The sequence below is a fragment of the Halioxenophilus aromaticivorans genome (genome assembly GCF_042850945.1).
Classification (GTDB): domain Bacteria; phylum Pseudomonadota; class Gammaproteobacteria; order Pseudomonadales; family Cellvibrionaceae; genus Halioxenophilus; species Halioxenophilus aromaticivorans.
This window is the reverse complement of the sequence record NZ_AP031496.1, coordinates 428,669-452,910: the sequence shown is the minus strand read 5'-3', so window position 1 is coordinate 452,910 and position 24,242 is coordinate 428,669. Positions and strand designations below refer to the sequence as shown.

The following is a 24,242-nucleotide window of genomic DNA, read 5'->3' as shown; positions in this document are numbered from 1 at the left end:
TAAAAAGCAGGAAAGGTCCGAGCGTGCTCGGACCTTTAAAGCCAATTAATAATGCGCGCAGTAACCGAATTGCGTTTGTTCACCAGCGGCCAGTTCTGCATTCCAATCGACACCAGAGGCCAGTAAAAGCGAGCCATTTTGTGACCAGGTTGTGTTCCAAGCGTTATCCACCACACCATCCACGGGCAACTCAATAGACCAGATTAATGGCGCGCTGCTTGGGTTGCTTACAGTCACGTCCGCACAATAACCGCTTCCCCAATCATTGGTGATATCTCGCTGCACAGCGGATTCTGCCTCTTTATCCGTCGCTGGTAAGTCATCGTCAACCTCTTCATTACCACCTCCTGTGGCTGCACCACAAATTTCACCGGTTACTTCGCTCACATTCCCCGAGCCGCTGGCGATAAAGCCAACTTCTACGCTTTGTTGCGGTGCAACGGTTGCGTTCCAATCGACATTACTGGCCGAGTAACTACCGGATACATTTCCGCCCCAACTGTTTGTGATGATAGTGTTGTCACTGTAGTTCCAATGCACCTGCCAGCCATTAATCGGGCTGCTGCTGTGATTAGTGATGCGCACAGCGCCTTGAAAGCCACCGTGCCATTGGCTTACCAACAAGTGCTCACAAGTAACGTCTGCTTCGGGGTCGCCATTATCGCCACCTCCGTTATCACCGCCGCCACCGGTACCTGCCCCGCCGCCATTGCCTCCAGCTCCGTTATCACCGTTATCGTCGCCGGCGCCCGCCCAGTTAGAAATAATGCCTTTTACCACTGTACCGGAAGGGGTCAAATCCGCCGCACTCCAGTTACCGGTGGGGCTCGCCCCCGGGTAAATAATGGATGCACCTTCGTTTTTATCACTCACCGCCCAATTAACGTGGCTTAGGTTATTGGCACTTAAAAAAGACATCCATTCATTTACGCTGGCCTGGGCAACACCACCGTTACCATCGGCGTTCACCGCCCCCCACTCAGTTACCATTAAAGCAACGCCGTTATTGAGCGCAGTTTGGGCTTTGTCGCGCAGAAATTGGCCATGGGTACCGGCGTAGAAATGCAGCGCATAAGCAATATTGGTTCCGTCGATTGGATCTTGCGATGCCACATCCACGTCTTGCGACCAGGTAGGCGTACCCACAACAATAAGATTATCCGGATCAATCGCACGAATAGCTGAGATCACGTCTTGAGCGTAGGGCTTGATCACCTGGGACCAACTTACCTGCAGGGGCTCGTTGTAGATTTCATAGATAACGTGGTTATTGTCACCATAACGTTCAGCCATCTGAGTAAAAAAGTTAATGGCAACGTCTTTTTTGTCTTCGGCATGATGGGAGTGAAAGTCAATAATTACATACAAATCGTTATCAATGGCAGCGTCGACCACGGTTTGTATACGCTGTAAATTGCCCACCGGGTCCTCCAAGTAGGAGCCACCTTCATCTGCCCCCAGCGCCACCCGCACAATCTTCGTATTCCAATCCTGTTTGAGCCACTGCACCACGGCGCTGTTATACATTTTTTCTTGCTGCCAGCCGGTGTTGCTCCAAAAGAAACTGTTGCCGGCAAAGCTGGCAACTTCACCGCCACTGAGAACTTGATTACCACTGACACTTAATGGTGGCACATCGGCGTTTACCGGTAGCGTTAAAAACGCTAAAGCTGCCAACCCAAAAGTACGACGTCTTTCTTTACCAAAAAGCATTACCCCTCCTTAAAATGACAAAAAACACCAATTTATGTGACTTACGTGTCCCGCCACGCTCAGAAAACAACGAGTTCGGTGACGAATAATTCTTTTTATTAGCACAACAAAACGCTGAGAATTAATTTGAAGAAACACTCAGAAAACGCGAAAAAAGATTTTTGCGTCTGGGAATTTGATGGCGATGTTAACCAGTTTCACAAGCCATAAACCAAACAGCTTCACAGATTAATGGGATTAGAAAAGCAAATAGGATTTGTGTGACCGACTCGATAACGCTAACAAGGTCACGTATTTAAATAGGATCACAAAAATTTGGCTAACCTTCGCTCAACGATAAAGGTCAGCGGGTGCCAACAATCAGCTTTAGGGCGTCACTGCCACCTAACCCCCGCACGGGGTCAACTTCCAACTAAGGCAGTTTTAAGGTCACTGCCTTGAGCCCCCCTGGCGTGTGCTCCAACGCTAAGCAAGCGATAATCCGCATTCCCCCACCGATACCATCAAAGCCAAACAGCGGGTTACCTGCGCCTGTCATATAAGGAGGTGTTTATACAACCCAAAGCCTGCTACAGGCGCGCCAATCGCTGGACTTAATTGCTGTTTTAGCCAAATTAGCGGTTTACCTCCTGGGCCAGCTAAGGGAAAATGGCGCCCGCGTCGAATCCGGGCAATTTTTACACACAGATTTACAGGAGCCGCTCCACATGTCATCCCGAACAGAACTCGCCAACGCCATACGTGCTTTAAGTATGGACGCCGTCCAAAAAGCGAATTCCGGCCACCCTGGCGCGCCCATGGGCATGGCCGACATCGCCGAGGTGCTGTGGAACGACTACATGGTGCACAACCCCGCCAACCCGGATTGGGCCAACCGCGACCGCTTTGTACTGTCCAACGGCCACGGCTCCATGCTGATTTACTCGCTGCTGCACCTCACTGGCTACCAACTGCCCATCGAAGAGCTGAAGAACTTCCGCCAACTGCACTCTAAAACCCCAGGCCACCCCGAGTACGGCTATGCGCCGGGTGTGGAAACCACCACCGGCCCACTGGGCCAGGGTATTGCCAATGCCGTGGGTATGGCAGCTGCAGAGAAGATTTTGGCCGGCCAGTTCAACCGCGATGGCCACGATGTGGTAGACCACTACACCTACGTATTTATGGGCGATGGCTGCATGATGGAAGGCATCTCCCACGAAGTCTGCTCCCTGGCCGGCACCCTTGGCCTGGGCAAGCTGGTTGTGTTCTACGATGACAACGGCATTTCCATCGACGGTGAAGTCGAAGGCTGGTTCACCGACGACACCCCCAAACGCTTTGAATCCTACGGCTGGCAGGTAATCCCCGGCGTAGATGGCCACGACAGCAACGCTATTAAAGCCGCCATCGAAAGCGCCCGTGAAGAGCAATACAAACCCACCCTAATTTGCTGTAAAACCGTGATTGGTTTTGGCTCACCCAACAAGCAGGGCAAAGAAGATTGCCACGGCGCGCCACTGGGCGACGACGAAATCGCTCTAGTACGCAAAACCATCAACTGGGAACACGCCCCGTTTGAGATTCCACAGAATATCTACGACGGCTGGAGCGCTGAAAAAGCCGGTGCCCAGGCAGAGAGTGACTGGCAGGCCAAATTCGACGCCTACCGCGCTGCCCACCCGGAGCTGGCTGCGGAATTTGAACGCCGGGTAGTGAAGCAAGATCTGCCCGCCGAGTTTGCCGCGAAAGCCGATGCCTTTATTAAAGAGTGCCAAGCCAAGGGCGAGAAGATCGCCTCGCGTAAAGCCTCTCAGAACGCCATCGCCGCCTACGGCGAAGTACTGCCCGAGCTACTGGGCGGCTCTGCCGATTTGGCCGGCTCCAACCTTACCCTGTGGCCAGGCGCCAAAGGCGTAACCGCCGAGGACGCCAGCGGCAACTACCTGTACTACGGTGTGCGCGAATTTGGCATGAGCGCCATGATGAACGGCATCGCCCTGCACGGTGGTTTTGTTAACTACGGTGCCACCTTCTTAATGTTTATGGAATACGCCCGCAATGCCGTGCGCATGGCAGCATTAATGAAGCAGCAGAGCATCTTTGTTTACACCCACGACTCCATCGGTTTGGGTGAAGACGGCCCTACCCACCAACCGGTAGAGCAAGTCACTGCCCTGCGTGCCACCCCCAACCTGCAAACCTGGCGCCCCTGTGATGCCGTGGAATCGGCCGTGGCTTGGAAATCCGCCATTGAGCGCCGCGATGGCCCGAGTGCCCTGGTGTTCTCGCGCCAAGGTTTGGCGCCACAAGCCCGCGATGAAGCCCAGCTGGCCGACGTTGCCAAAGGTGCCTACGTATTGGTTGAGCCTGCCACAGCGCCTGCGGCTATTATCATTGCCACCGGCTCCGAGGTAGACCTAGCAGTACAATCTGCCAAGCAGCTTACCGATGCCGGCACCCCAGTGCGTGTGGTATCCATGCCTTGCGCCGAAGCCTTTGAAGCCCAAAGCGCCGAGTACAAAGAAGCCGTACTACCCGCCAGCATCACTGCCCGCGTAGCGGTTGAAGCCCTGCACCAGGATTTCTGGTGGAAGTACGTGGGCTTAAATGGCCGCGTAGTGGGTATGTCCACCTTTGGTGAATCCGCCCCTGGCGGCGTGCTAATGGAGCACTTTGGCTTCACCCAAGACAACGTCGTTGCGGCGGTTAACGCGGTTCTGTGACCATCCGCCTAGCGATCAATGGCTACGGCCGCATAGGGCGCTGCGTACTGCGCGCCCTATACCAACGCGGCCTAACTCACTCCAGCACCACCGATACCCCCCTAAAAATTGTCGCCATTAACGAACTGGCCGACGACAAAACCATCGCCCACCTCACCAAATTTGACTCCACCCACGGCCCCTTCCAAGGCAGCGCGCAGGCCCGTGACGGCAAACTCTGGATAAACGACGAGCCGGGCATTACCCTGCTGCACCAGGCCGACATAAGCCAACTGCCCTGGGCCGAACTGGATATCGATTTGGTGCTGGATTGCTCCGGCAGTGGCAATGAGCGCGACCTGGCCGAGGCTCATCTCAACCAAGGCGCCAGGCGGTTTATATTTTCGCACCCGGCCACCGCCGAGGTGGACGCCACCATTGTGTACGGCTTTAATCACCAGACTCTCACCGGCCTGGAGCGGGTGATTTCCACCGGTTCATGCTCCACCAATTGTTTGATTCCGGTGGTGGATACCCTACACCGCGCCTTTGGCATTAATGCCGGCACCACCTGGACCATTCACTCGGCCATGCACGACCAGCCAGTGCTGGATGCCTACCACGACACAGATCTGCGCAAAACTCGCTCCGCCTTTGCCAGCATCATCCCGGTGGACACTGGCCTGGATAAAGGCATAGAACGGTTCTTGCCGGAGCTTACGGGTAAATTTCAAAGCTTGGCCATGCGCGTGCCAACGATGAACGTTTCCGCCATCGACTGCGCCCTGCAACTCAACACCGAGGTCGTTGCCGATGAGGTAAACCAAGTGTTAGAGTCCGCCGCACAACAGCGTTTTGCTGGCGTGTTGGGGTATGTAAATGAACCGGTTGCCTCTTGCGACTTCAATCACGACCCGCGCTCGTGCATAGTGGACGCCAGCCAAACCCGCGTGGCTGAAGGCAAATTACTGGCATTGCATCTGTGGTTTGACAACGAGTGGGGTTACGCCAACCGGATGATTGACGTAGCCTGCTTTTGGGCCCGCCAGTGGCATTAAAAAACAGCAATACCGCACTCGGCTTGCACCAACACAACAACAGATTGACGCAAGCTAAGCGTTGAACCGAATACAAATCTAAGCACTTAATTGGAGATATACCATGACTGTACTATCCATGACGGATCTCGACCTAAACGGAAAGCGCGTACTCATACGTGAAGATTTAAACGTACCAGTCAAAGACGGCAAGGTAACCTCGGATGCCCGCATCCGCGCCGCTCTACCCACCATCCAACACGCCATGAACTCCGGCGCCAAAGTGATTGTGATGTCCCACCTGGGCCGCCCCACCGAAGGCGAGTACGAAGAGCAATACTCCATGGCGCCTGTTGCTGATCACCTAGCCGAGCTATTGGGCCGCGATGTACCCGTGATTAAAGACTTCCGCGCGGGTGTGGATGTGGCCGAGGGCAGCTTGGTACTGCTGGAAAACGTACGCTTTAATAAGGGCGAGAAAAAAGACGACGAAGCACTGGCTAAAGAGTACGCCGCTCTGTGCGACATTTTTGTTATGGACGCCTTCGGCACCGCCCACCGCGCCCAGGCCTCTACCCATGGTGTCGCTAAATTTGCACCCGTGGCCTGCGCCGGCCCACTGCTGGCTGCCGAACTAGACGCTCTACAAACCGCATTGGCCAACCCGGCCCGGCCAATGCTCGCCATCGTGGGTGGCTCTAAAGTTTCTACCAAGTTGCAAGTGCTAGAAACCTTATCGGAAAAATGCGATCAGTTAATCGTGGGTGGCGGTATTGCCAATACTTTTTTGGCTGCCGCGGGCAAGCCAGTGGGTAAATCCTTGTACGAAGCCGATCTAGTAGGCACCGCTAAGGCTCTTATGGATAAGTGCTCCATCCCCGTACCCACCGATGTGGTTACCGGTAAAGAGTTTTCTGAATCCGCTGCAGCCACGCTAAAATCCACCGACGACGTTGCCGACGACGATATGATTTTTGACATTGGCCCAGACTCCGCCAATGCCCTGGCTGAGATGATCAAAACCGCTAAAACCATTATTTGGAATGGCCCGGTGGGCGTATTTGAATTTGATCAATTTGGCGCCGGCACCAAAGCGGTTTCTTTGGCCATTGCCGAAAGCCTCGGCTACTCCATCGCCGGCGGTGGCGACACCCTAGCGGCGGTGGACAAATACCATATCGCCGATAAGGTGTCCTACATTTCTACGGGTGGCGGTGCCTTTTTGGAATACGTAGAAGGCAAAGTGTTACCCGCCGTTGCGGTACTGGAAGAGCGCGCCAAGTAAGCGAGTTCACTTCTATTAATCCACGCGCTGCTGACCTGCGGCGCACTCTTACACCATAAATATCAGCTTTTACAATATGAGCGCAGAAAACCAAAGCCCAGAACCTCAAGCTTCACAAGGCAACCCCGAAGCCGCAGTAGCACCCGCCGGCGAGCAAGACTTTTCTAACATTGAAATCAAGCACAGCAGTACGGTGAATGCACCCAACCAAGTACGCGTAGACCTACCCCGCGTGTTGGATTTAGGTTGTGGCATTTTGGTACAACTGGTATTGCAGGCCAAAAAAGAGAACGCCAAAAACCTGTTTAAACGCCTGAAGGCTGGCGATAAAATCGCCCTAGGTGCCATTAACATTGGCCAGCAAGCCAAAATTACACTGAACCTGGCTTTAGATTACTCCGCCTACGACGGCCCCGGCTTTAACAGCGATGTGTTCCGCGCCTCGGTAGACCAATTGGTGAAAAAAATCGGGCCTCGCCTGCGCGCCAAACAAGACCTGGGCATCCGTTCCGACAACCAGGGTTCGGTATTGTTTGATATCCCCGCCGGTGTGCGGGTAAAAGGCTTTTTGAATGTCATGATGATTGTCATGGATTTGAAAAAGTCCGGCGAGATCACCATGCGTCTAAGCTACTTTGACCCGGCTCAGTTCCAAGTAAAAGACTAGTTTTAATCGCTCTTGGCGGCTTTTAACAACGCGGCTTCGGCCGCGTTGTTGCTTTTAGCTCTCTTGCTTTAAGCGCCCCTGGAAGTGGCGCGCTCATTCTTATTAATGACGCACCCATTCTCTACTCGCCATTATCTCAGCCTATTCCTTACTCAGCACTGCCTCGACTTATTCCCACCTTCGACTTCTTTGCTTTTAAGCCTAGCAGCCAAAAAAATGGCGAAAATCTAGTCAACCCGATTGCGGCACGAATATTAAGTCAAATTTTTGCCGTTTTTTGGCGTCCACATTAGTGACAAGTAATAGTCAATTTGCGTAAACTCTCGTTAAGACCATGGTAAATAAAGGCCACTAACGCAGAAGGACGCTGTAATGAGTGATGCCAATAACACCACAGACGATTGCAGCAACTCCGAAGCGCGACAAACCATTGACGCCCAAGGCCAATGCCTGTGCGGCAAGGTGAGCATCAGCGCTACGCTGAATACACAACTGGGTGCCTGCCATTGCAGCATGTGCCGCCAATGGGGCGGAGGGCCATTTTTGGCACTGACGCCTGCCGGTGATAGCAAAATAGAGGGCGAAGCCAACGTACAGCGTTTCCAGTCCTCCGAGTGGGCCGAGCGCGGCTTTTGTTCTAACTGCGGCACGCACTTGTTCTACCACCTGTTGGGCAGCGAGCACTACGTCTACCCAGCCGGTTTATTTACGGTGTCTGATGTGGCGTTTGACCACCAGATATTTATTGATGAAAAGCCCGCGTATTACGACTTTGCGAATAGCACTAAAGACATGACGGGCGCCGAAGTTTTCGCACAATACAATAGCTCTAACTGACTATGACTTCATACAACGACAGCACATCCCGAGATCTCACCGAGTGGCAAGTGTGGCGCCGAGACGCCAATGGCAATCAATTAATGATTACCACCTTGCACCGCGAAACCGCCGAGCAATTGGCGGCGGATTTTTCCCAGCGGTGCTACCCCCAGCATTACTGGTGCAGCGCCGCCGAAGACGACATGTGGTTAAATTAATTCGACATAACCCATAAACTTATCGTCCGAGGGCGCCGAAAAGAGAAGGTGATAGGTAATACGGGAATTGCGAGCAAGGCCTGAGCTTATTGCTTGGAGCTCAACGCTTGATTTAGGCCGCAGACCATTTGCCTGTTCACCGGCAAGCGTCAATCACCTTTTTCACCAGCTCGGCGCTGTGCCGAAAATCGGCCTGCTCTTTGGCATCCAGCAATGGGTGTAAAATCTGCTCTACGCCACCTCTGCCCACCACCGCGGGCAAACTTAAACACACTTCGTTAACGCCCAAAAAGCCGTCCACGGCAATACTGATGGGCAGAGTGTGTTTGGTATCCCGTGCAATACACTCAATAATTTTGGCCGCCGCTAAAGCAATGGCGTAGTTGGTGTAGCCCTTACGCCGCAACACCTCAAACCCCGCCTTTGATGCCTGTTCAAACAGCGCGTAGCGCGCCGGTGTGGGCGCCAAGGGTTCGCCACCGGCGTCGGCGCAACTCATGGCCGGAAATTGGCTGTCGCCATGCTCACCTAATATGTAAGCTCGGATGTCTTCCATGTGGATATTGATTTCATCGGCCAGCAGTTGCCGAAATCGCGCCGAATCCACCAGCGTGCCGGTACCCATCACCTGCTGAGGTGAAAAACCGGTAATTTCCAAAGCGTAATGCACTAACACATCCACGGGATTAGAAACCATCACGATTTTAGCCTTGGGCGATAAACCGGCCAGCGGTGGCAGTAACGAACGCAATAGCGCCACATTATTAGGCGCCAACTGCATCCGATCTTTCATACCCGGGGGCGTGGGCGCTGAGGCGCATATGGCCAAAATATCCGAGCCGGCGGAATCCTCGTCGCCGCCAGCGATAATACGCGTGGGTTTTTCTACGAACAATTGGCCGTGGCGCAGATCCAACACTTCGCCCATCACCGCTTCTTGGTTGCGGCTCATCAATACCAACTCATCCACAAAACTACTGGTAGCCAACTCAAAGGCCAAGCTTTTGCCCACATGACCTAATCCTACGAGGGTTACTTTCATGGCTTACTCCTGAATAGATTTGGCAGCAATTACACTCGCCACCTATTCATAGAAACGAAACAAACATTAGAAACCATAGGACTTTAAGTACTGATAGACTTATAAAAGCCGTAATATCAATGATCGAAGTGCGATAGTTGATACCCATCTATCACAAACCTATTAAGCAACATTCAACCATTGATACTGGATATCATATGACACCGGCCAACACACCCGCAGCGCCCAACCTATCACGAATTAAAGCGCGTATAGAGTCCGCCCATCCAGCAAAAGCATTTGCTGACAAATGGGAGCTATCCCTGGTGATAACCCAGACAGTAAGTTTGGACGGTCCTGATTTTGTTAGCCGCTACCTTGGCTCGGTGGTGGATGGATTTACTTTTAATCCCACCGTTCAGCTGGATACAGGCACAGTGATAGACGCGGAGGCATCTTACATCGGCGGGCCACATTCCGGTCTTTTTCATCTTTCAAGTATAACCATCTCAAGCTTCGCAACCTAAGCGGGAAGTTCATGCAACGGTTTATGCCACGGCTTGAAATCTAAAAAAATGCCCATAAAGCTAGCAGCCATATGGGCGAAAGCATTACATTTGATCGCCTAGTTTGTCGTCAATAGACTGCAGGGCATGCAATAACTCTTAAGCTGTGGATATCTAGACTAAATACAACCCATAGATTTTCTCGTCGTCTAAATACGCATTTACTCTAGAACCGTTGGCCTTTGCCTCACACAATACTGCCAGCGAACTAGTAACACCAGCAGCATTACCAGTTTCTACCTTCCGCCAACCGAAACCGGCGAACTCCGCCCAACAATTTTGACTGTGATAGGTAGTGTAAACCGAAGTAACCTCGATAAAGTTGTGCCAAGTCTTGGTAGTGTTCGTCACGTTACCGACTTTAATAATGGCCTGAACCAAATCGCCATCAATTGCGATCTCTGAGACGGAAACGTCACTGCCCGCACCAGAATACGCATTACTACTGGGCGTACTATTTTTATCAAATACAGTGTTGCCACCGTTCGGAAATGCATCGCCGGCATCACCAGAGTTTGCGTTGCTATTGAGCTGGGCTAAACCATCTGCCTGCTCAATATCCACCAGGTAGTGCGACTCATCGGAGTTATTACTTTGGTTATCGTCCACGTGCTCGATAATACAGCCGCCGCCCGGTAAATACGTATCAAACCTGGATTGCTGGCGATTGCTAACCAGAAAATATTCTTTGCTGTCTTCTGAACCCACCGGTAATTTATAGACATCACCACTGCTGTGATAAGGTTTTATCTCTACCGATTGTTGAGTGTCATACACAACCTTAGGAGTGATCCAACCGGCCTTTAATTTACACCAAGCCGTGGGGTGGGCGGGAGTATCGCCACCATTGTTCCAGCTACCACCAGCCATTAAATCCCAGCGACCGGTACCCCGAGAAGAATAATCGGTGTCGTACAAATCTGGCCACTTCATTAATAGATGTCCAAGCTCGTGGGACATCACACCGACTTTGCCATCTTCTGGCGCCATAAAATAGGTCTGAATGGAAACGCCATTATAATTTTTGGGGTTAATACCCCACTTGTGCGACCAGATATCCCCAGTGTCGCCGGTCACCTCGCCGCCTGAACCGGCAACAATAATAACCAGAGCCTCAACAATACCATCCCCATCGTTATCATAATCAGAAAAATCGACGTGGGGCGCTGCTAGGTCTATGACGTCTTCAGCCAGCTTTTGCGCATTACGAGGATAGGCGCCAAAGCCATAATCATCATTGGTATAATAGTCTTTTGTTTGTGGTGCTCGATACCACCCATGCACGGACCCAACTACGTCCAACTGGTTATACGAGGCTTCCCGGTAGAAATCCCGCATACTGCCGGTGGCGTATGTGCCGGCAGAAAACAGCATATCCGAGTAATGCTGCGGCGCTTGAGTGGCCACTTGATCATTAAAATCTACCATCACCACCAGCGCTCTGCGTGTGCCGGTAATTGGTGCCCTGTCGACGTTAGCAGCAATTAAGGTATGAGCTCGCGTTCTCGCTGGGCGAGAAAATATCGCCTCAGCACTGCGCAAATCAAGTACATCAAAGCTGAATGAATTGTCCAGCACCTTATTGAGATCTTTAAATTTCTTCGCGCGGTAGATATCCTCTTCCAACTTAGGACTGGGAGGCACCACACACAAACATTGTTCGTGACACATACTTTACTCCTTTACAGTTATTGGAGTTACCAAATCACAACTCTGGCCCAGGCGGTTCCTGCGTTACCGAATTGACAGCCATCTTGTTTGCCATGAAGTCTGGTGGTGGCGCACTGTTGATATCATCGTTGCGCCGCTCCACTTCGACCGGTGGCGGCGCAGAATCGATCTGTGCAGAACTCTGCACCATATCAGTCTCGGGGCCCGGCGCCTCTGTGCTTACTGTACTCGCAGCTTGCTCCGGAAAAGCTGTTGGGGCAGGAGCAGCATCAATAGACGACGTAGCACCATTGGACACATCGATATTGGAAGGTGGAGGCGGAACCTCTTGCGTTGCATCGCCGCCACCCCCCATTATGCTCTTGGTCGATACACTGCCATCGGCGTACATATTAATATGAATAATTGGATTCATAGTTGAACTCCTTTTTGCTAGGTTGGGTTGCAATCTTGAATGGAATCTCACCCATAAGGCGCCACATCAAAGTAAGTACGCACGCTCAATTAAGTTATCCACAATATAGACGCTGGCATTTCGGCCATTGGCCTTTGCAGCACTTAGTAAAATAAAAGTATTGGTCACACCGTCACTGTTACCGGTTTTAATTTTTATCCAGCCCTTGCCGGCAATGCTAGCCCAGCAATTTTCGGCGTGATGAGTGCAATAGGTTTGGTTTACAACTACGTTATTAGTCCACATAGGATTTCTCCAGATTAATATAGGATTTATTGGCGACAACCCACATCCATGAGGAACGACCGCCGATCTTAATTAGCTCCCTGCTTCCCTCACAATACTGCTTAGTTTAAATACGCGCGATAAATATGCTCGCCATCAGCGTACACATTGGTGTTACGACCGTTGGCTTTGGCCTCGCACAAAGCTACAAAAACATTAGACACAGCGGATGCGTTGTCTGGATAGATTTTTCGCCAACCCAATCCCTGTAAATATCCCCACGCATTTTTTGAATGGTAGGTACTGTAGGTTTGTAAAACCGCGGTATTCGAATACCAAAATTTATACAACGCATGGGCAGCTGCGATATCAGCCGCACTCAACCCTGCGCGCTGACCGATAGCTTGGCCTGCTGGTTTTGTGGTAATGGTTGGCTCACCATTCTTAGAAAAGGCGTATTCGCTATAATGCATGATAGAGCCGAAATCGTAGCTACCAAGGTCGTCACCATCAGTTATATGCTGATCAAAATTATGGCTTTTCCCGCTTTCGATATTATCCCAATTAATGGTCACGTAATTATCGCGATCCTCCCGACTCTGCTCATGCCATAAGCCAATCGCGTGACCAATTTCGTGAATAGTACTTCCGGTACTGCAACCACTGGCCAAATTAATAAATTGTTCACCACCTCGCATACCAACACTGGAACTGCATCCGGTAGATGGTCGGAATCGAATGTAATTAGGATAACTACTGGCGTTAGTACTTGTGCGCTCAATAAAGCGAAACTTCGTATTGGTTTCCCAGTGCGCAATGGCACTGGTTACTCTGGACTGAGATGGCAATGTGCTGTCTATGAGGTAGGGAATTAGACCATTCGGCCAACGATATTCATCTCCGCTACGACCGACGCCTTTTTCTAATGAAGATTTATCCTGTACCGCAAGACTCCGCTCTTGAGCTGCGACTTCCTCTACACTGCCTATATCAATGCAACCTTCAACATAACAACGCCCGTCCACCACACAATAGCTAACCTTTTTATTGGAGAAGGTGGGCCCGGAAATATGCGCGGTTCTTACGTCATCACTTGTGAACATACCAAAATGAAATGGACTTTCTTTGTCACTCATAAACCTACCCTCTTAATTGTCTTGGCGATTGTCTTTTTATTTGTGGTGGCTGCTCACAATAAATCTCAGGCATTTGATGACAACAAGCCTGTGTAAAATTGTTTTTTTGAAATAAAAAACCAATATTTTGGGGGGAATGAAACTTGCAACCTTTTTACAGCAAGCCCAGGCGTAGGATTAATAAGCGAAATTTAAATAGTTATTCTTTTTTAGCTTTGGAACTTATTTCTGACTAACAGAATCATAATGTTTTGAGATACTCCAACAACTGGTTCTTTTCTTCTTCTGGTAAGTCGGTGCCAAACTCGTGGCCCTGGTTGGAGTTGCCTTTACCTTGAATATCAAAGTAAGTGCCCGCCGCTTCGGCCTTGGCACCGGAGGTTACAAAGCCGACGTTGGCAGCATCCAAAACATCGTAACCACGATAAAACGACGTGGGCCGTTGCTGCGCCGGTGTGAGTAAATCGCGCAGGGTTGGCACGGAGCCATTGTGTAGGTAGGGGGCTCTTAGCCAGAGGCCGTATAAATAAGGCACCTTGTAGCCAATGGGGTCTTCTTCAACCAACCCGCGCCGCGCGATCCCCGTCTCGGTAACAATTCGGTTAGCCTTAATGGCGTAGTCTTTACCCCAGGTAGCCAATCGTTCTGGGCTGGTGTTCACCTCGGCTATGGGCAACGGTCTGCCTACTTTATCGCCAACCGCCGCGTGGCAAGCGGCACAGACCTTGTCATAAATAACCTTGCCCAGTGCGGCTTTGTCTGCATCAACGGGCAGTGGGTATTTTGGCGCCGGGTAAGCGCTGAGATATTGTTCCAACCACACCATGGTGGCATTAAATTGGTTTAGGTCTTTTGGCTCGGCACCAATAATCCCCAGTGCAGAATCAATCACCACAGACTCGGCATCCCAGGTATCGCCGGCGTAGTTTAATCGCTTGGGGTTGTCGGTGTTTGGAGCGTTTTTGTATTTTGCCAACTGCCATATTGCCGGAAAATCAGTAGGGCCATGGGTACCGTCGTCCGGAGGCTCTACGCCAATCATAAAATATTTGGTGAGATTCATGGGGTCGTCACGGCCCGGCCCCCAGTGCGGATACTCTGGATTAAACATCCAGGTAAATTGATATTCCATTTCCAGCAATCGTTTGCGCGTGATGGGAATAATAAAATATTTGTACAGCAGGGTATCAATCCAATCGAGTTTAGTGCTGAGTAATATTTGCGGCAAAATATTCTCCGCGTTAAAGCGCGGGTCTTTGGCGCACTCAATTAGAAAGGTAAAAAACCCCTCTACGTTACTGGTATGGCCGGGGCCTGTTGGTACAAAGACAGGTTTATCTTCGCCGTTTAAACGGTATTGTGCGGTGTGGCAAACAGCGCAGTTGTTGCCTACCCGGGCAAAGCCGATGGTTTTTTTGGCAAAGCCTATAGGCAGTTCGTGCCCCTCTTCCCAGGGTACCCCAAGTGAAGCATAGCCACCAGGGCCAGGTAATTTCTCCGGAAATACCCGCGGTAGCACTTGAAAAATCCAGTAGGGAATTCCCGCGTCATACTCAGCACCAATGGAGCCGTATTTGTAACGGGTGTCTTCGTCGGCGAACACCCAGTCCGGCTGAGGCAATTGGCGAAAGCCACGGTCCCAAGCTACGTAGCCTAAAATTAAAACCAGGAGTAGAAAGCCTGCTATAGCATAGCGGTATTGTTTTAACACGCTGATTAAAGTTGCCATGCTATCTCCTAACGTTTGTTTTCTGGGCCAACTGTTTTCTGAGCTAACTGTTTTCTGGGCCAACGTCCCTACGGGTGGAAGCACATTAAAATAATACAGCTCAGTGTTAAAACGTTTTTAAATACTCCAACAAAGCGTATTTTTCGCTATCGCTTAGTTCCGTGCCGTAGGCTTTACCCTCATGGCCCCAGTTGCCATTACCGGGTATGGCGCTATCGAATAAAAACAGGGTTTGATTTTGGCTGTTAGTTGCGAAGCGATATTCAAAGCCAATTTCGGTTGGGTGTAATAAATTGTTGCCTCGGTAAAACTGTTTTGGCCGCAACGCCGAGGGCTGCAACAGATGCCATAAGGTTGGCACAGAGCCGTTGTGCAAATAAGGTGCCCGTGCCCACACACCATCAAGCGGGGCATTGGCGTAGCCTCGGGTTTTTCGGTAGTGGGTGTAGCGGTAATTGCGCTCGGCACTATCCGCTTGGTAGGTATCGCCACCAGGGCAAGTGTGGTCGCGAGCTGTGCGCACGGTATCGGCGTAGGTGGTGGCCATATTTAAGGCCAGCTCTGGGGTGTAATTGTCCAACCGATAGCGATCGGTTTTAATCTCATCAATATGGGTAACGTGGCCCACATACTGGCCACTAAAATCCCGACCACTGGCGCCGTGGCAGTCAGCGCAATATCGGCGGTATATCGGCTCGCCCTGCGCGGCGAGTGGTTGGTTCACCGGCAGCGGGTAGCGCGGAGGTTCTAAGGTTTCCATCCACTGCTCTATACACTCCAACGCAGCATAATCAATAGTGGCCGGCAGGGAAGACGTGGCCACAGCAGCGTTTAAATTTCGCTCTTCGACCTTGCTATTATTACCATCCCAATGCAATTGCATGGGCTGGCCGTCGTCGCGATGCTGACGCTTGCCCTGCAACCAGGTCGACGGAAAATCCACGATACCGATATCGTCTGGGTTTACTCGCCCCGTGCTGTGCCAATCGGGTATGCGGCTGCGCCAGTCGTAGCCGTATAAGAAGACTTTATTGTTGGTAAAGGTATCGTTACGGCCTGGCCCCCAGTGTGGCTGAAGTTGAGAAAAACCCGCCACGTTGGCCAAAAAGTGCATGGTGTCCTGCAACGCCCAAATGGCCAACGGGTAAACGATATGTTTGTCCACCGTATTTAAGCGCCCGTAGAGGCTTTCCATTTCGGCGATAAAATCCAACTGGACAATTCGGCTGCCACTGCCCTCGGCCATGCAGCGCATCATAAACTGCTCAAAATCGTACAAGTTAAATAAATTTGCCGGCATTCCCAATACCAGTTGGGCTGCATCGCCGACCTCGGGCACCACGGTACTGGTGTGGCATACGGCACAATTTAAGTAGGTTCTATCCAGGCCCAGGCTGTGGCGTCGGCTCATGCCTACGGGTAAAGCGCGTTCCTCACCACTGGGCGTTTTTTCATAAATAAAACCCAGCGCTTTGTAGCCTTCTCGGGCGAGTTGTTGACGAGATTTGTGGTCACGCTCGTCGCCATAGTATTGCGCCACTCGGTCCAGGTAGTCCTTAGGTAGCCTGCCGCCGGCCAGCTCGTGCAAGGTGTTAGCACAAACCAGCGGCATGGCCTGCCAAAGTTTTACAGGGATACCCGTAAACTGATCGCCACCCAGGGATCCGTATTTAAAATGCTCTTCGGCGGAAGAGGTGCTTTGTGGATGATTAGGCGCAAATCGCGCAACACCGTAAGCCAGTGCTATAACAATGAGAGCCAAGGCGGTATAGCTAAGCCAGCGCAGAGTTTTTTTAACCGCCCGCAACTCACCCATGGCCATGTTGGTTAGCCTTGCACGGTCTTTTGGCTGAGGGCAAAGTTCAGTATGTGGGTTTTGCCCCACCAAACATTGCCCAGCCAAACACCGGGTTCAACCTCGCGGATTTCATCGCGAATTTTACGGGCTAAGAGCGAGGTGCTGGCGTAGTCAATAACAATGCAGGGCGCACCGTCCAGCCAGCTATTTTGCCGGTACACTTTAGCAACGATTAAGCTTACGCTATACCAGCTTACTTTGTTGACCAAAATGCCCTTCTCGCCATCGTCGGCGAACATATCGAATATTTTACCGCGCCAAAAAAGCCACGCTGCCAACTTTGCTACCCACTGTGTGACCTGGCCTTTACCGGCCAAAATAGCGGTACCGGCAGTATCCCCCGTAGGAATATTGCCTGCCGATGCTGTGCGGTAGATTTCGTCTAGTTGCTTCGGCGACGATTCCAACCATGCGGCGATTGTGGGGTGCATGTCCGTGCTCCGTTATAAGAATGGTTGCCACGCTAATGCCCTTGATTGGACATATTGTGCTGTAGTCTTAACTCTCCTATCTCGCTGTAAACTGCTTTTCGTACCCGATTAATTCCCCCTAGCGGTTGGTGATCGGCGCTGGCCTGCCAGGGATTAAAGCTCATATTTTCACAGCGTTGGTACAATGCTTCGCCAAAGATTTTTTGGTTGGTAAAGGTTATGGTCGCCAAAGGCCTAAAGGGTGAATCTTGCTCCCGCCACAGGGCCGAGGCGTTTTCTATGGGCATTTTTCGGCTATCTCGTTGCAATTGCACTCCAAATCGAAAACAGGCTGCCTGTATGTCCAGGTGCCGTTCGATATTGGCGGACAAAAAATCTTTATCGCGCGCATCAAACCCCATAATGGGTTGGCTTCCGCAAGGCGATACCGCGTATTTTACCGCCTGACGTGTTCCCTGCCCCAGCTGGTAAGGGGTGGTACTGTAGTAACTGGTTTCTAACACGCTATTTACTTTTTGCCGCCCCTTTAAAATAATGGGCAACGAGTACCAGTGCGATGGATTCACAACATAGCGCCAGGGCTTGCCATCTACCGACGCTTGAACAAAAGCCAAAAAGTGTTGCGGTGTGGCCGCAAACAATTGCGGGTAGCTGTTTAGTAAAAAGTCGGTTTCACCGGGCTGCCCCCACAGTGGTTGGCCAGGCGTACCGGTTAACTTTAATGACAAGCCGCGAAAATCTTTTTTTCTGTCATCCCATTCTCTGGCATTGGCAAAGCGGGCTGTGACTGGGTAACGCGCTCCGGGTTGAAATAGGCCCTGCTGAAATTCACTGGGTAGGTTTTCACTGACCCAAAATACGCCATTCAAACAGGCGTGGGTTTTTACTTGGTTAAACCGGGGCATAAAGTCAGCACCGGCCTGTTGTTTACTGGCTTCAGTAATTGCGGCAATCAGCGCCTCGGTAATTTTGGCCTCGCCCGCACCCGGCCCTTCTTCGCCCAAAGGCAACAGTGGCAAATCTGGCTGACACCCGGCGCAACATAGTAAAGTTGATAAAATGGCTAGAAATTTTTTCATACCGCAATTTTTTTTCGTTTTATCTGTCGATGTGGCAACCTTCTAACAGTGTGTTACTCGCCACTTTGAGAATTTCTTTAATCCCGGTGTTAGATACCCGCCACAACACCAATACACAAACAGCGCACCTGAGGTGGTTAATTAAATGCAGGGTCGCTTTCAGCCCCGGCAATGGGCTTCCATTCCAAGGAGTAATACTCACCTCGGTCCCTAGCCCAGGGGTCAAAAGCATTAACCACGGGCATTAGCTCCTCGCTAAGCTCTGGCAGATTGCGCAGCAGCAACCGCTTTAAAGGCGACACGGTAACCTTGTGGCCGTTGGATAACTCCGGCTCCAGGCATTGGCTATCGCCCTCCAGCGGATAGGGGCAGTCCTCAAGTAAGCCGTTGTTCATAACCCAGTCGTAGCCCAACTGCGAATAAAACTCCGGCCGAAAACTCGAGGTAAAAAATCGATCGCTGAATAAGCGCCTAGAAGCATTGAGAATAAAAATGTGAAATTGCGTTTCAGATATGGCAAAACCGTGGGGCCGGGTGTACTCCGCCAGCCAGCCCACCACCGTATCGACGTCTTCAATATTATCCACCCGGGTGCCATCTGGTTGACCAAAACAGTCGTTAATGGGTTTGCCGTTACCGTCGTTTTGCACCACGCTAATTACTTTGCTCTGATCACACAGATGGGTGCCGTAGATTACTCGCAACTTTGCTACCACACCTTCTTGCTGGGCTCGTTCAGCGGAATCCTCCGGCAGCGTTAGATTAATAAAGTCATCGAAACTGGTGAGCGTGCGCAGGCCAATTTGACGACGAAACTCATTAAATTTCGGTACACCGCGCTCTCTGTCGCGGATAATATCCAAGGCCACAATATCCAATTTTCCGGTTTCCGACTGTAAATGTGGCATGGGTAGATTTTGTAAAAACATGGGGTGGTTGTTTAAATGCAATAGGCCTAGCCGCTGGCGGCCCATACTCAACGCCCAGTTTTCAATTTTTAGCTCGCGCATGGCGGCGCTAGCTTTACCACGGAAGGTATCGATGACAGGAATTTTTTGCGCGATGGTATTGGGCGCACCTACCTCTCTAAATTCTATTAAATCCGGCACCAGTGGGTGCAATCGATACACTGTGGGAAATTCCTCCGGGAAATTAAACGGCGATCCAAAATGGTTTACGCCACCGTTGACGTGCTCGGGGTTTGCAATGTCCCAAGCGTCCCGTCGCCACCACAACCATCCTGTCTCTTGCCGATTGCCCAGGCCAAAAATACCCGCCCCTGAGGCCAACACCGAATACCAGCTATTGGCCTTGTCGGTTTGACCATGCTGCCCCAACCAGCCGGCGACCGTGGCGGTGGCACGACTAAGAAAATTCTGCTCGCGGTCTAAAATACGGTTAAGCACCTTGGAAACACGATTTTCTTGATGATCAAATAGCCCATCCCAATTGGCGTTCATGGCCCGCTGCAATGGCTCGCCGTAAAGCAATTGCGGTGTCCACTCAATGGTGTGGATTTTTGCGATCATGGCGGACACCACCAAGCGTGCCGCTTGGTATATCTCTTGGTCGCTGGCTGCGGCGTAACTGATCACCGCATTGGGTTTGCTGGGGTTGCGTAGGCCCGAGTCCCGATCCGGTGTTTGTCGTTGACGAGCGCGAAATGCATCCACAAACTGGTTGTGCTCGCGCACAAACACATTGTGATAAAAGCTCATGCCAATGCTCCAGTTATCCGGAAAGGCTGCGCTCTCCTGGCCCTGCCACTGGGGTTGGCTGGGGCACTCGCGACACGCTTCCAACAGCGGCAAGTAACCCTCCGGTTGCGCCAGCTTGGCTGGGTCGCCAGGGTCTCGGATGACGCGCTGCTCCGAGGCCAAGTCGTAGCCGTATATTTGCGAGGCATCCCACCACGCGGTAACGGTGTTGGCCGTGGTTTTAGGCGCACGGGTCCAATAGGTTTCACCTTTGGTGTGGTACTGCGGTGGCATGCCCTCTTCTGCGACTAAGGATTTCTCGGCGACATCGCCCGGCCGACATCCCGCCGCTACCGCCTCATCACTGTCGCAACCCACGGCCATAGTTTCTGCTGCGTTTCGGCCCTCACTCATATGAGAGAACCAATCGTGGGTCATAAACTGAATCCAAAAAGCCGCCAATACATTAAAAAACGGTGCTTTTTGGTAATCACAGTGAGCAGCGGAAGGGTCGGAGGCCAACCCTTGCCCCTGGTTGCACAATTCTGGTTGGCTCTGGTCTCGGGAAAACAGCGTTCGGCTAATTAATTGCGGATCGGGTTTTAGTAAGCCAATGCGCTGGCCATTTTCAGCGTCGCTGTGACGATTGCGGGTTAGTTCTGTTAAATAGGCGTCCGGGAAGGTAGATTCAAACTGCACATTGCGGGCAAAGGGCATACCTGTAGCGCCCATTTTGGGGTTCCACAGGTCATTGCAAATACCAGACAAAGTGCGACCGCGAATTAGCTCACCGGAGCACTGCTGGCTGCCGTCTCCGCCAACGGACTGGTAATTAGGATCACTGGCTGGCAGACGCATGGCATCCCATTGGCGTCGCACCACACCTTCGCCGCTGGCATCCTGAATGAGGTAGTCGCGGTAGGTAGCGTTATCAAATAAATTAAACTTAATTAACTCGATACGTTGGTATTCTAAGTCAATTAAAGCGCCGTCGATGCCGCGCCCGTTGGGCTTTAAATGTTCGCCTATAAAGGTTCGCGCTTCTCGGCCATCCTGTTTGGAACTGGTATCCGCCGTGGCCCAATAATTTGACCAATCCACCCATGGGAAATCCTTGCCTACCATAGCCTGTTCACCGCCTCGACATAGCAGGGCGTCGTCACCAGGTTTTCCCTGGAACCGCTCGCTGCGTTCCTCCGCCACCGGCCGCAAGCCCGATTTAAGTAATGCCTTGCACGCAGCCAGCTCCTCTTTAGACGACAGCGCCCAGGCCGGCTGACATACAGAAACCGCAACCAAACAGGCTGCTGTCACCAATAAAAAGAATGGCGAGACATTAATACACTTGCGAGACGGGTACCTTCGTTGACGGATTTCCATATCGTTCCCCAGAGCGTTTACACACAATTGCAAAACGCCGCTTTTTACAAAGCAACTACCGCATCACGGTTTATGGGAATTTAAGTGCACTTTGGAAGGTTTTTATCTCATCGGTTTTGGGCACCAGGTCTCGTTTTTATTATTAGCCCTGCCGGTATAAAAAAGCTTTAACCCTCTTCCATTGGCACCAAATGTTGCTTTATTTGTTGAATTAACTGGTAGGGGCGATAGTCAGGCTCACGCAGCTTTTTTGCCATAAAGGATTGGCTATTTTCCGATAGCCACCAGCCTAGGGGCACTAAGGTATCCACGTCCCCATCGCGATCGGGCTGCAATTGCAACACGATAAAATCTCGCAGTAGCGAGTGCTCCTGGTCATCGGGTTGAGGATAGGAGAATTCGGCAAAATACTGTTGCTCACTGTAGTGTTGTTGCCAGGCAATAGCCTGGGTAAGGCTCTGCACGGAACGCGCGGTTCGGTTGGCAATTAAACCCTGAATAGGATTGGTGAGTTCGTTAAAGGCAAAGCTACCCGTGTTAACGTACGGCACGGTTCGACGATGATTCAGCAGCGCTGGCATTGTGTCCATATCGTTACTGAATACCAAAATTACCGGCATCAAGGTAATTGTATTACCATCCTTTTGCAGCACCAGCTTTTGGGTTCTGTGCAAATAATGAATCATCTGCTGGGTGGCCATGAGGCCAAAATTTTCCACATAGCCGCCATCAATAATGTGGTCTTTTTGATGCCAAGGCGTACTGGTGGCTAAGGTACCGGCGGGGGTTACGTAGGGAAAACGAGCGGAGTTTAATGCTGCGGTACTGGCCCGCACATCGCACTGCAAACCAGCATCGCTATGGCAGCCCATTAAACGGTAGGTGTTGTAGTGGTCGACAAAAATAGTGGGGTCGATATCGAAGGGGGCGGTTATCAGCCGGGCACCGGTTTCCTGATGGGCACCCATGCTCAGCAACAGAGGCAACCAACGCGTCTGCTGGCGGTAAATTTGTTGCATTGGCTGGCTCAATTGGTTGCCACCAAATATTTGGGCAAACCCATTTTCCCAGGATGTTTCCAACACCGCGGCTCGGTCACGGGCGAGAAATGGCCAGCCCGCCACTGGAAAAAATCGGTACAGCATGTCGTTGTACAAAAACGACGTTAACACCGGAGATAGATAATCCTGCCCCACGGCCAACCCCAACAAACAGGGCAAGCGCTCAGTTTGCGGGTCACAGTGCGAATTCGCCGGCTGGGTTTGGCCAGCCAGGGCAGCCGCGAAAAATGCATTGCCCACGCTGCCACCGGACACCCCCGCCAAGGAGAACAAGTTATTACTGATGCCGGGAATTTCGCTGGTTAACGCCGCCAACCCTTGGGACGCCCAATAGGCAGCCCGCAAACCACCGCCTTGGCTGGCCACAAAAAATACCGGATAAACTCGGTCCTCACTGCCTGCGGCGGGCAAGCCCTGCTGGATTAAATTGCGGGTAAAGTGTTGCCAGGCGGCATCAAAGTCGGCGTAGGCATAGCCAGTGCTACTGTCCATGCGCCTAACATGATGATTGTCAGTATCGAAGAAAACGGCACTGCCTCCAGCGCACAGTGCTACTACCAGCAATACAGGATAGGGAGGTGCTAACCAACGGTGCTGTGACCAACGCTGTAAACGTGTTGCTTGTTCCGGCCATAGATGGGTGAGCAATTTTTTGCCAAGCGCCAGAGCCGCTGGCAAGACCACACAAATGGCCACCACCAGTTGGAATAAAATACTGCCCAGCCCCCAATACACCACAAAAAAGGCCCCTAAGGCATGGCCGATAGTATAGGGGTTGGCCAGAGCCCATACGGCCACGGCACCGTACAAAACCATGGCGCACCAGCCCCAAAAATAGGGGTTAATTATTTCGTGGTGCCAATCCCTTCGGCTACTGAGAAAATACCGAGCCTCTAACCATTGGGTGAGTTTGCGCCGATAAATCACCAGCGCCATCACCGGAATTAATACCGCCAATAGATTGATGGTAAACACCTGCCAAAGGCCGTTACGAGCCGACTGCACGGCGATCACCAAAGGCAAAATGGCGGCGTAACAACGCGGCAGATACCGGGTGATAGTAGACGAAATACCGGGCGCGGCAGGTAGTACAATCACCACGGATTTGGTGACCAATTGCGACTGATTACCGGGCTGCGCCTTGGCCATGGCTTCGAACACAAAGCGCGCCGACCACCAGCAAATCATAGAAAACCAGCAGCCCGCCAGCACCAAACCTATACGGTGTAATAAATGGGTGGATTGATCCACTTGCACCAGTATGTCTTGTATTTGCCCCACGCTGGTGATCAATAAAGCGCCCAGGGTAACGACACATGCCGTAAATCCGGTGGCCACCACCGCGGCCGCCCACTGCTGCAACCTTGGAGTGTTGTCCTCGGCTTGGCGGGAATCCAAGGCGCTGTTCAGAGCGGGTTTAGTCGTTCCTTGACGCATCACAATCCTCGGTAACCGTTAATTGATTAAAGTGGCTAGGCCATTCACACCAGCCTCTGGGAACGGCCAACACC

19 protein-coding genes are annotated in these 24,242 nt (G+C 51.7%); 7 read left to right on the top strand and 12 right to left on the bottom strand.

What is annotated here, in order from left to right:
- Positions 1–45: 45 nt before the first annotated feature.
- Complete coding sequence (locus tag ACGHM3_RS02130) at positions 46–1,713, bottom strand: cellulase family glycosylhydrolase (RefSeq protein WP_345419318.1); 1,668 nt, start codon at positions 1,711–1,713, stop codon at positions 46–48.
- A gap of 707 nt (positions 1,714–2,420) precedes the next feature.
- Between ACGHM3_RS02130 and tkt the strand changes: the two genes are divergently transcribed.
- The 6 genes from tkt to ACGHM3_RS02100 all read left to right on the top strand — a co-directional run bounded on the left by tkt (position 2,421) and on the right by ACGHM3_RS02100 (position 8,423).
- The gene (tkt, locus tag ACGHM3_RS02125) at positions 2,421–4,418 is read left to right on the top strand and encodes a transketolase (protein ID WP_345419315.1); all 1,998 of its coding nucleotides are present in this window, start codon (positions 2,421–2,423) and stop codon (positions 4,416–4,418) included.
- Positions 4,415–5,455, top strand: a complete 1,041-nt coding sequence (locus tag ACGHM3_RS02120) for a glyceraldehyde 3-phosphate dehydrogenase NAD-binding domain-containing protein (protein ID WP_345419312.1) — start codon at positions 4,415–4,417, stop codon at positions 5,453–5,455. Before tkt ends, ACGHM3_RS02120 begins: the two co-directional genes overlap by 4 nt.
- A gap of 103 nt (positions 5,456–5,558) precedes the next feature.
- Positions 5,559–6,719 carry a phosphoglycerate kinase gene (locus ACGHM3_RS02115; protein WP_345419309.1) on the top strand — a complete coding sequence of 387 codons (1,161 nt, stop codon included), beginning with the start codon at positions 5,559–5,561 and terminating at the stop codon, positions 6,717–6,719.
- 76 nt (positions 6,720–6,795) lie between these two features.
- The gene (locus tag ACGHM3_RS02110; protein WP_345419306.1) at positions 6,796–7,386 is read left to right on the top strand and encodes a hypothetical protein; all 591 of its coding nucleotides are present in this window, start codon (positions 6,796–6,798) and stop codon (positions 7,384–7,386) included.
- A gap of 372 nt (positions 7,387–7,758) precedes the next feature.
- Positions 7,759–8,223, top strand: a complete 465-nt coding sequence (locus ACGHM3_RS02105) for a GFA family protein (RefSeq protein WP_345419303.1) — start codon at positions 7,759–7,761, stop codon at positions 8,221–8,223.
- Positions 8,224–8,225: 2 nt separating this feature from the next.
- The gene (locus tag ACGHM3_RS02100; RefSeq protein ID WP_345419300.1) at positions 8,226–8,423 is read left to right on the top strand and encodes a hypothetical protein; all 198 of its coding nucleotides are present in this window, start codon (positions 8,226–8,228) and stop codon (positions 8,421–8,423) included.
- A 136-nt stretch (positions 8,424–8,559) separates the two neighbouring features.
- Here ACGHM3_RS02100 and ACGHM3_RS02095 read toward each other — a convergent pair whose 3' ends face one another.
- Complete coding sequence (locus tag ACGHM3_RS02095) at positions 8,560–9,465, bottom strand: lactate/malate family dehydrogenase (RefSeq protein ID WP_345419297.1); 906 nt, start codon at positions 9,463–9,465, stop codon at positions 8,560–8,562.
- Positions 9,466–9,662: 197 nt separating this feature from the next.
- On the opposite strand from ACGHM3_RS02095, the gene ACGHM3_RS02090 reads away from it, so the two are divergent.
- Complete coding sequence (locus tag ACGHM3_RS02090; RefSeq protein WP_345419294.1) at positions 9,663–9,971, top strand: hypothetical protein; 309 nt, start codon at positions 9,663–9,665, stop codon at positions 9,969–9,971.
- 153 nt (positions 9,972–10,124) lie between these two features.
- Here ACGHM3_RS02090 and ACGHM3_RS02085 read toward each other — a convergent pair whose 3' ends face one another.
- From ACGHM3_RS02085 to ACGHM3_RS02040, 10 genes are all read right to left on the bottom strand, one after another.
- Entirely contained in the window at positions 10,125–11,681 is a 1,557-nt protein-coding gene (locus ACGHM3_RS02085; protein ID WP_345419291.1) for a M6 family metalloprotease domain-containing protein, read from the bottom strand.
- A gap of 34 nt (positions 11,682–11,715) precedes the next feature.
- Positions 11,716–12,096: a hypothetical protein gene (locus ACGHM3_RS02080; protein WP_345419288.1), complete on the bottom strand. Its 381-nt coding sequence runs from the start codon at positions 12,094–12,096 to the stop codon at positions 11,716–11,718.
- A 66-nt stretch (positions 12,097–12,162) separates the two neighbouring features.
- Positions 12,163–12,381: a hypothetical protein gene (locus tag ACGHM3_RS02075; protein WP_345419285.1), complete on the bottom strand. Its 219-nt coding sequence runs from the start codon at positions 12,379–12,381 to the stop codon at positions 12,163–12,165.
- A gap of 101 nt (positions 12,382–12,482) precedes the next feature.
- Positions 12,483–13,496 (bottom strand): Dot/Icm T4SS effector Zinc-dependent metalloprotease LegP, encoded by a 1,014-nt coding sequence (gene legP, locus ACGHM3_RS02070; RefSeq protein WP_345419282.1) that lies wholly within the window; start codon positions 13,494–13,496, stop codon positions 12,483–12,485.
- A 241-nt stretch (positions 13,497–13,737) separates the two neighbouring features.
- On the bottom strand, positions 13,738–15,225 hold the full coding sequence (locus ACGHM3_RS02065) for a hypothetical protein (RefSeq protein WP_345419279.1): 1,488 nt from the start codon (positions 15,223–15,225) through the stop codon (positions 13,738–13,740).
- A gap of 106 nt (positions 15,226–15,331) precedes the next feature.
- A complete protein-coding gene (locus tag ACGHM3_RS02060; protein ID WP_345419276.1) occupies positions 15,332–17,047 on the bottom strand; it encodes a hypothetical protein in 1,716 nt (571 codons plus the stop codon).
- 5 nt (positions 17,048–17,052) lie between these two features.
- Positions 17,053–17,514, bottom strand: a complete 462-nt coding sequence (locus ACGHM3_RS02055) for a hypothetical protein (protein ID WP_345419274.1) — start codon at positions 17,512–17,514, stop codon at positions 17,053–17,055.
- A gap of 32 nt (positions 17,515–17,546) precedes the next feature.
- Complete coding sequence (locus ACGHM3_RS02050; protein WP_345419271.1) at positions 17,547–18,593, bottom strand: hypothetical protein; 1,047 nt, start codon at positions 18,591–18,593, stop codon at positions 17,547–17,549.
- Positions 18,594–18,730: 137 nt separating this feature from the next.
- Positions 18,731–21,670, bottom strand: coding sequence for a peroxidase family protein (locus tag ACGHM3_RS02045; RefSeq protein ID WP_345419268.1), 2,940 nt, complete (start codon positions 21,668–21,670; stop codon positions 18,731–18,733).
- Positions 21,671–21,837: 167 nt separating this feature from the next.
- Complete coding sequence (locus ACGHM3_RS02040; protein ID WP_345419263.1) at positions 21,838–24,168, bottom strand: hypothetical protein; 2,331 nt, start codon at positions 24,166–24,168, stop codon at positions 21,838–21,840.
- Positions 24,169–24,242: the final 74 nt, after the last annotated feature.

Excerpts from the sequence above, each read along its gene's own strand:
- ACGHM3_RS02065 (WP_345419279.1), bottom strand. The coding sequence starts at position 15,225 with ATGGCAACTTTAATCAGCGTGTTAAAACAATACCGCTATGCTATAGCA.
- ACGHM3_RS02110 (WP_345419306.1), top strand. The coding sequence starts at position 6,796 with ATGAGCGCAGAAAACCAAAGCCCAGAACCTCAAGCTTCACAAGGCAAC.
- ACGHM3_RS02095 (WP_345419297.1), bottom strand. The coding sequence starts at position 9,465 with ATGAAAGTAACCCTCGTAGGATTAGGTCATGTGGGCAAAAGCTTGGCC.
- ACGHM3_RS02045 (WP_345419268.1), bottom strand. The coding sequence starts at position 21,670 with ATGGAAATCCGTCAACGAAGGTACCCGTCTCGCAAGTGTATTAATGTC.
- ACGHM3_RS02130 (WP_345419318.1), bottom strand. The coding sequence starts at position 1,713 with ATGCTTTTTGGTAAAGAAAGACGTCGTACTTTTGGGTTGGCAGCTTTA.
- ACGHM3_RS02105 (WP_345419303.1), top strand. The coding sequence starts at position 7,759 with ATGAGTGATGCCAATAACACCACAGACGATTGCAGCAACTCCGAAGCG.
- ACGHM3_RS02040 (WP_345419263.1), bottom strand. The coding sequence starts at position 24,168 with ATGCGTCAAGGAACGACTAAACCCGCTCTGAACAGCGCCTTGGATTCC.
- ACGHM3_RS02100 (WP_345419300.1), top strand. The coding sequence starts at position 8,226 with ATGACTTCATACAACGACAGCACATCCCGAGATCTCACCGAGTGGCAA.
- ACGHM3_RS02075 (WP_345419285.1), bottom strand. The coding sequence starts at position 12,381 with ATGTGGACTAATAACGTAGTTGTAAACCAAACCTATTGCACTCATCAC.
- ACGHM3_RS02060 (WP_345419276.1), bottom strand. The coding sequence starts at position 17,047 with ATGGCCATGGGTGAGTTGCGGGCGGTTAAAAAAACTCTGCGCTGGCTT.
- ACGHM3_RS02080 (WP_345419288.1), bottom strand. The coding sequence starts at position 12,096 with ATGAATCCAATTATTCATATTAATATGTACGCCGATGGCAGTGTATCG.
- ACGHM3_RS02115 (WP_345419309.1), top strand. The coding sequence starts at position 5,559 with ATGACTGTACTATCCATGACGGATCTCGACCTAAACGGAAAGCGCGTA.
- legP (WP_345419282.1), bottom strand. The coding sequence starts at position 13,496 with ATGAGTGACAAAGAAAGTCCATTTCATTTTGGTATGTTCACAAGTGAT.
- ACGHM3_RS02090 (WP_345419294.1), top strand. The coding sequence starts at position 9,663 with ATGACACCGGCCAACACACCCGCAGCGCCCAACCTATCACGAATTAAA.
- ACGHM3_RS02085 (WP_345419291.1), bottom strand. The coding sequence starts at position 11,681 with ATGTGTCACGAACAATGTTTGTGTGTGGTGCCTCCCAGTCCTAAGTTG.
- tkt (WP_345419315.1), top strand. The coding sequence starts at position 2,421 with ATGTCATCCCGAACAGAACTCGCCAACGCCATACGTGCTTTAAGTATG.
- ACGHM3_RS02055 (WP_345419274.1), bottom strand. The coding sequence starts at position 17,514 with ATGCACCCCACAATCGCCGCATGGTTGGAATCGTCGCCGAAGCAACTA.
- ACGHM3_RS02050 (WP_345419271.1), bottom strand. The coding sequence starts at position 18,593 with ATGAAAAAATTTCTAGCCATTTTATCAACTTTACTATGTTGCGCCGGG.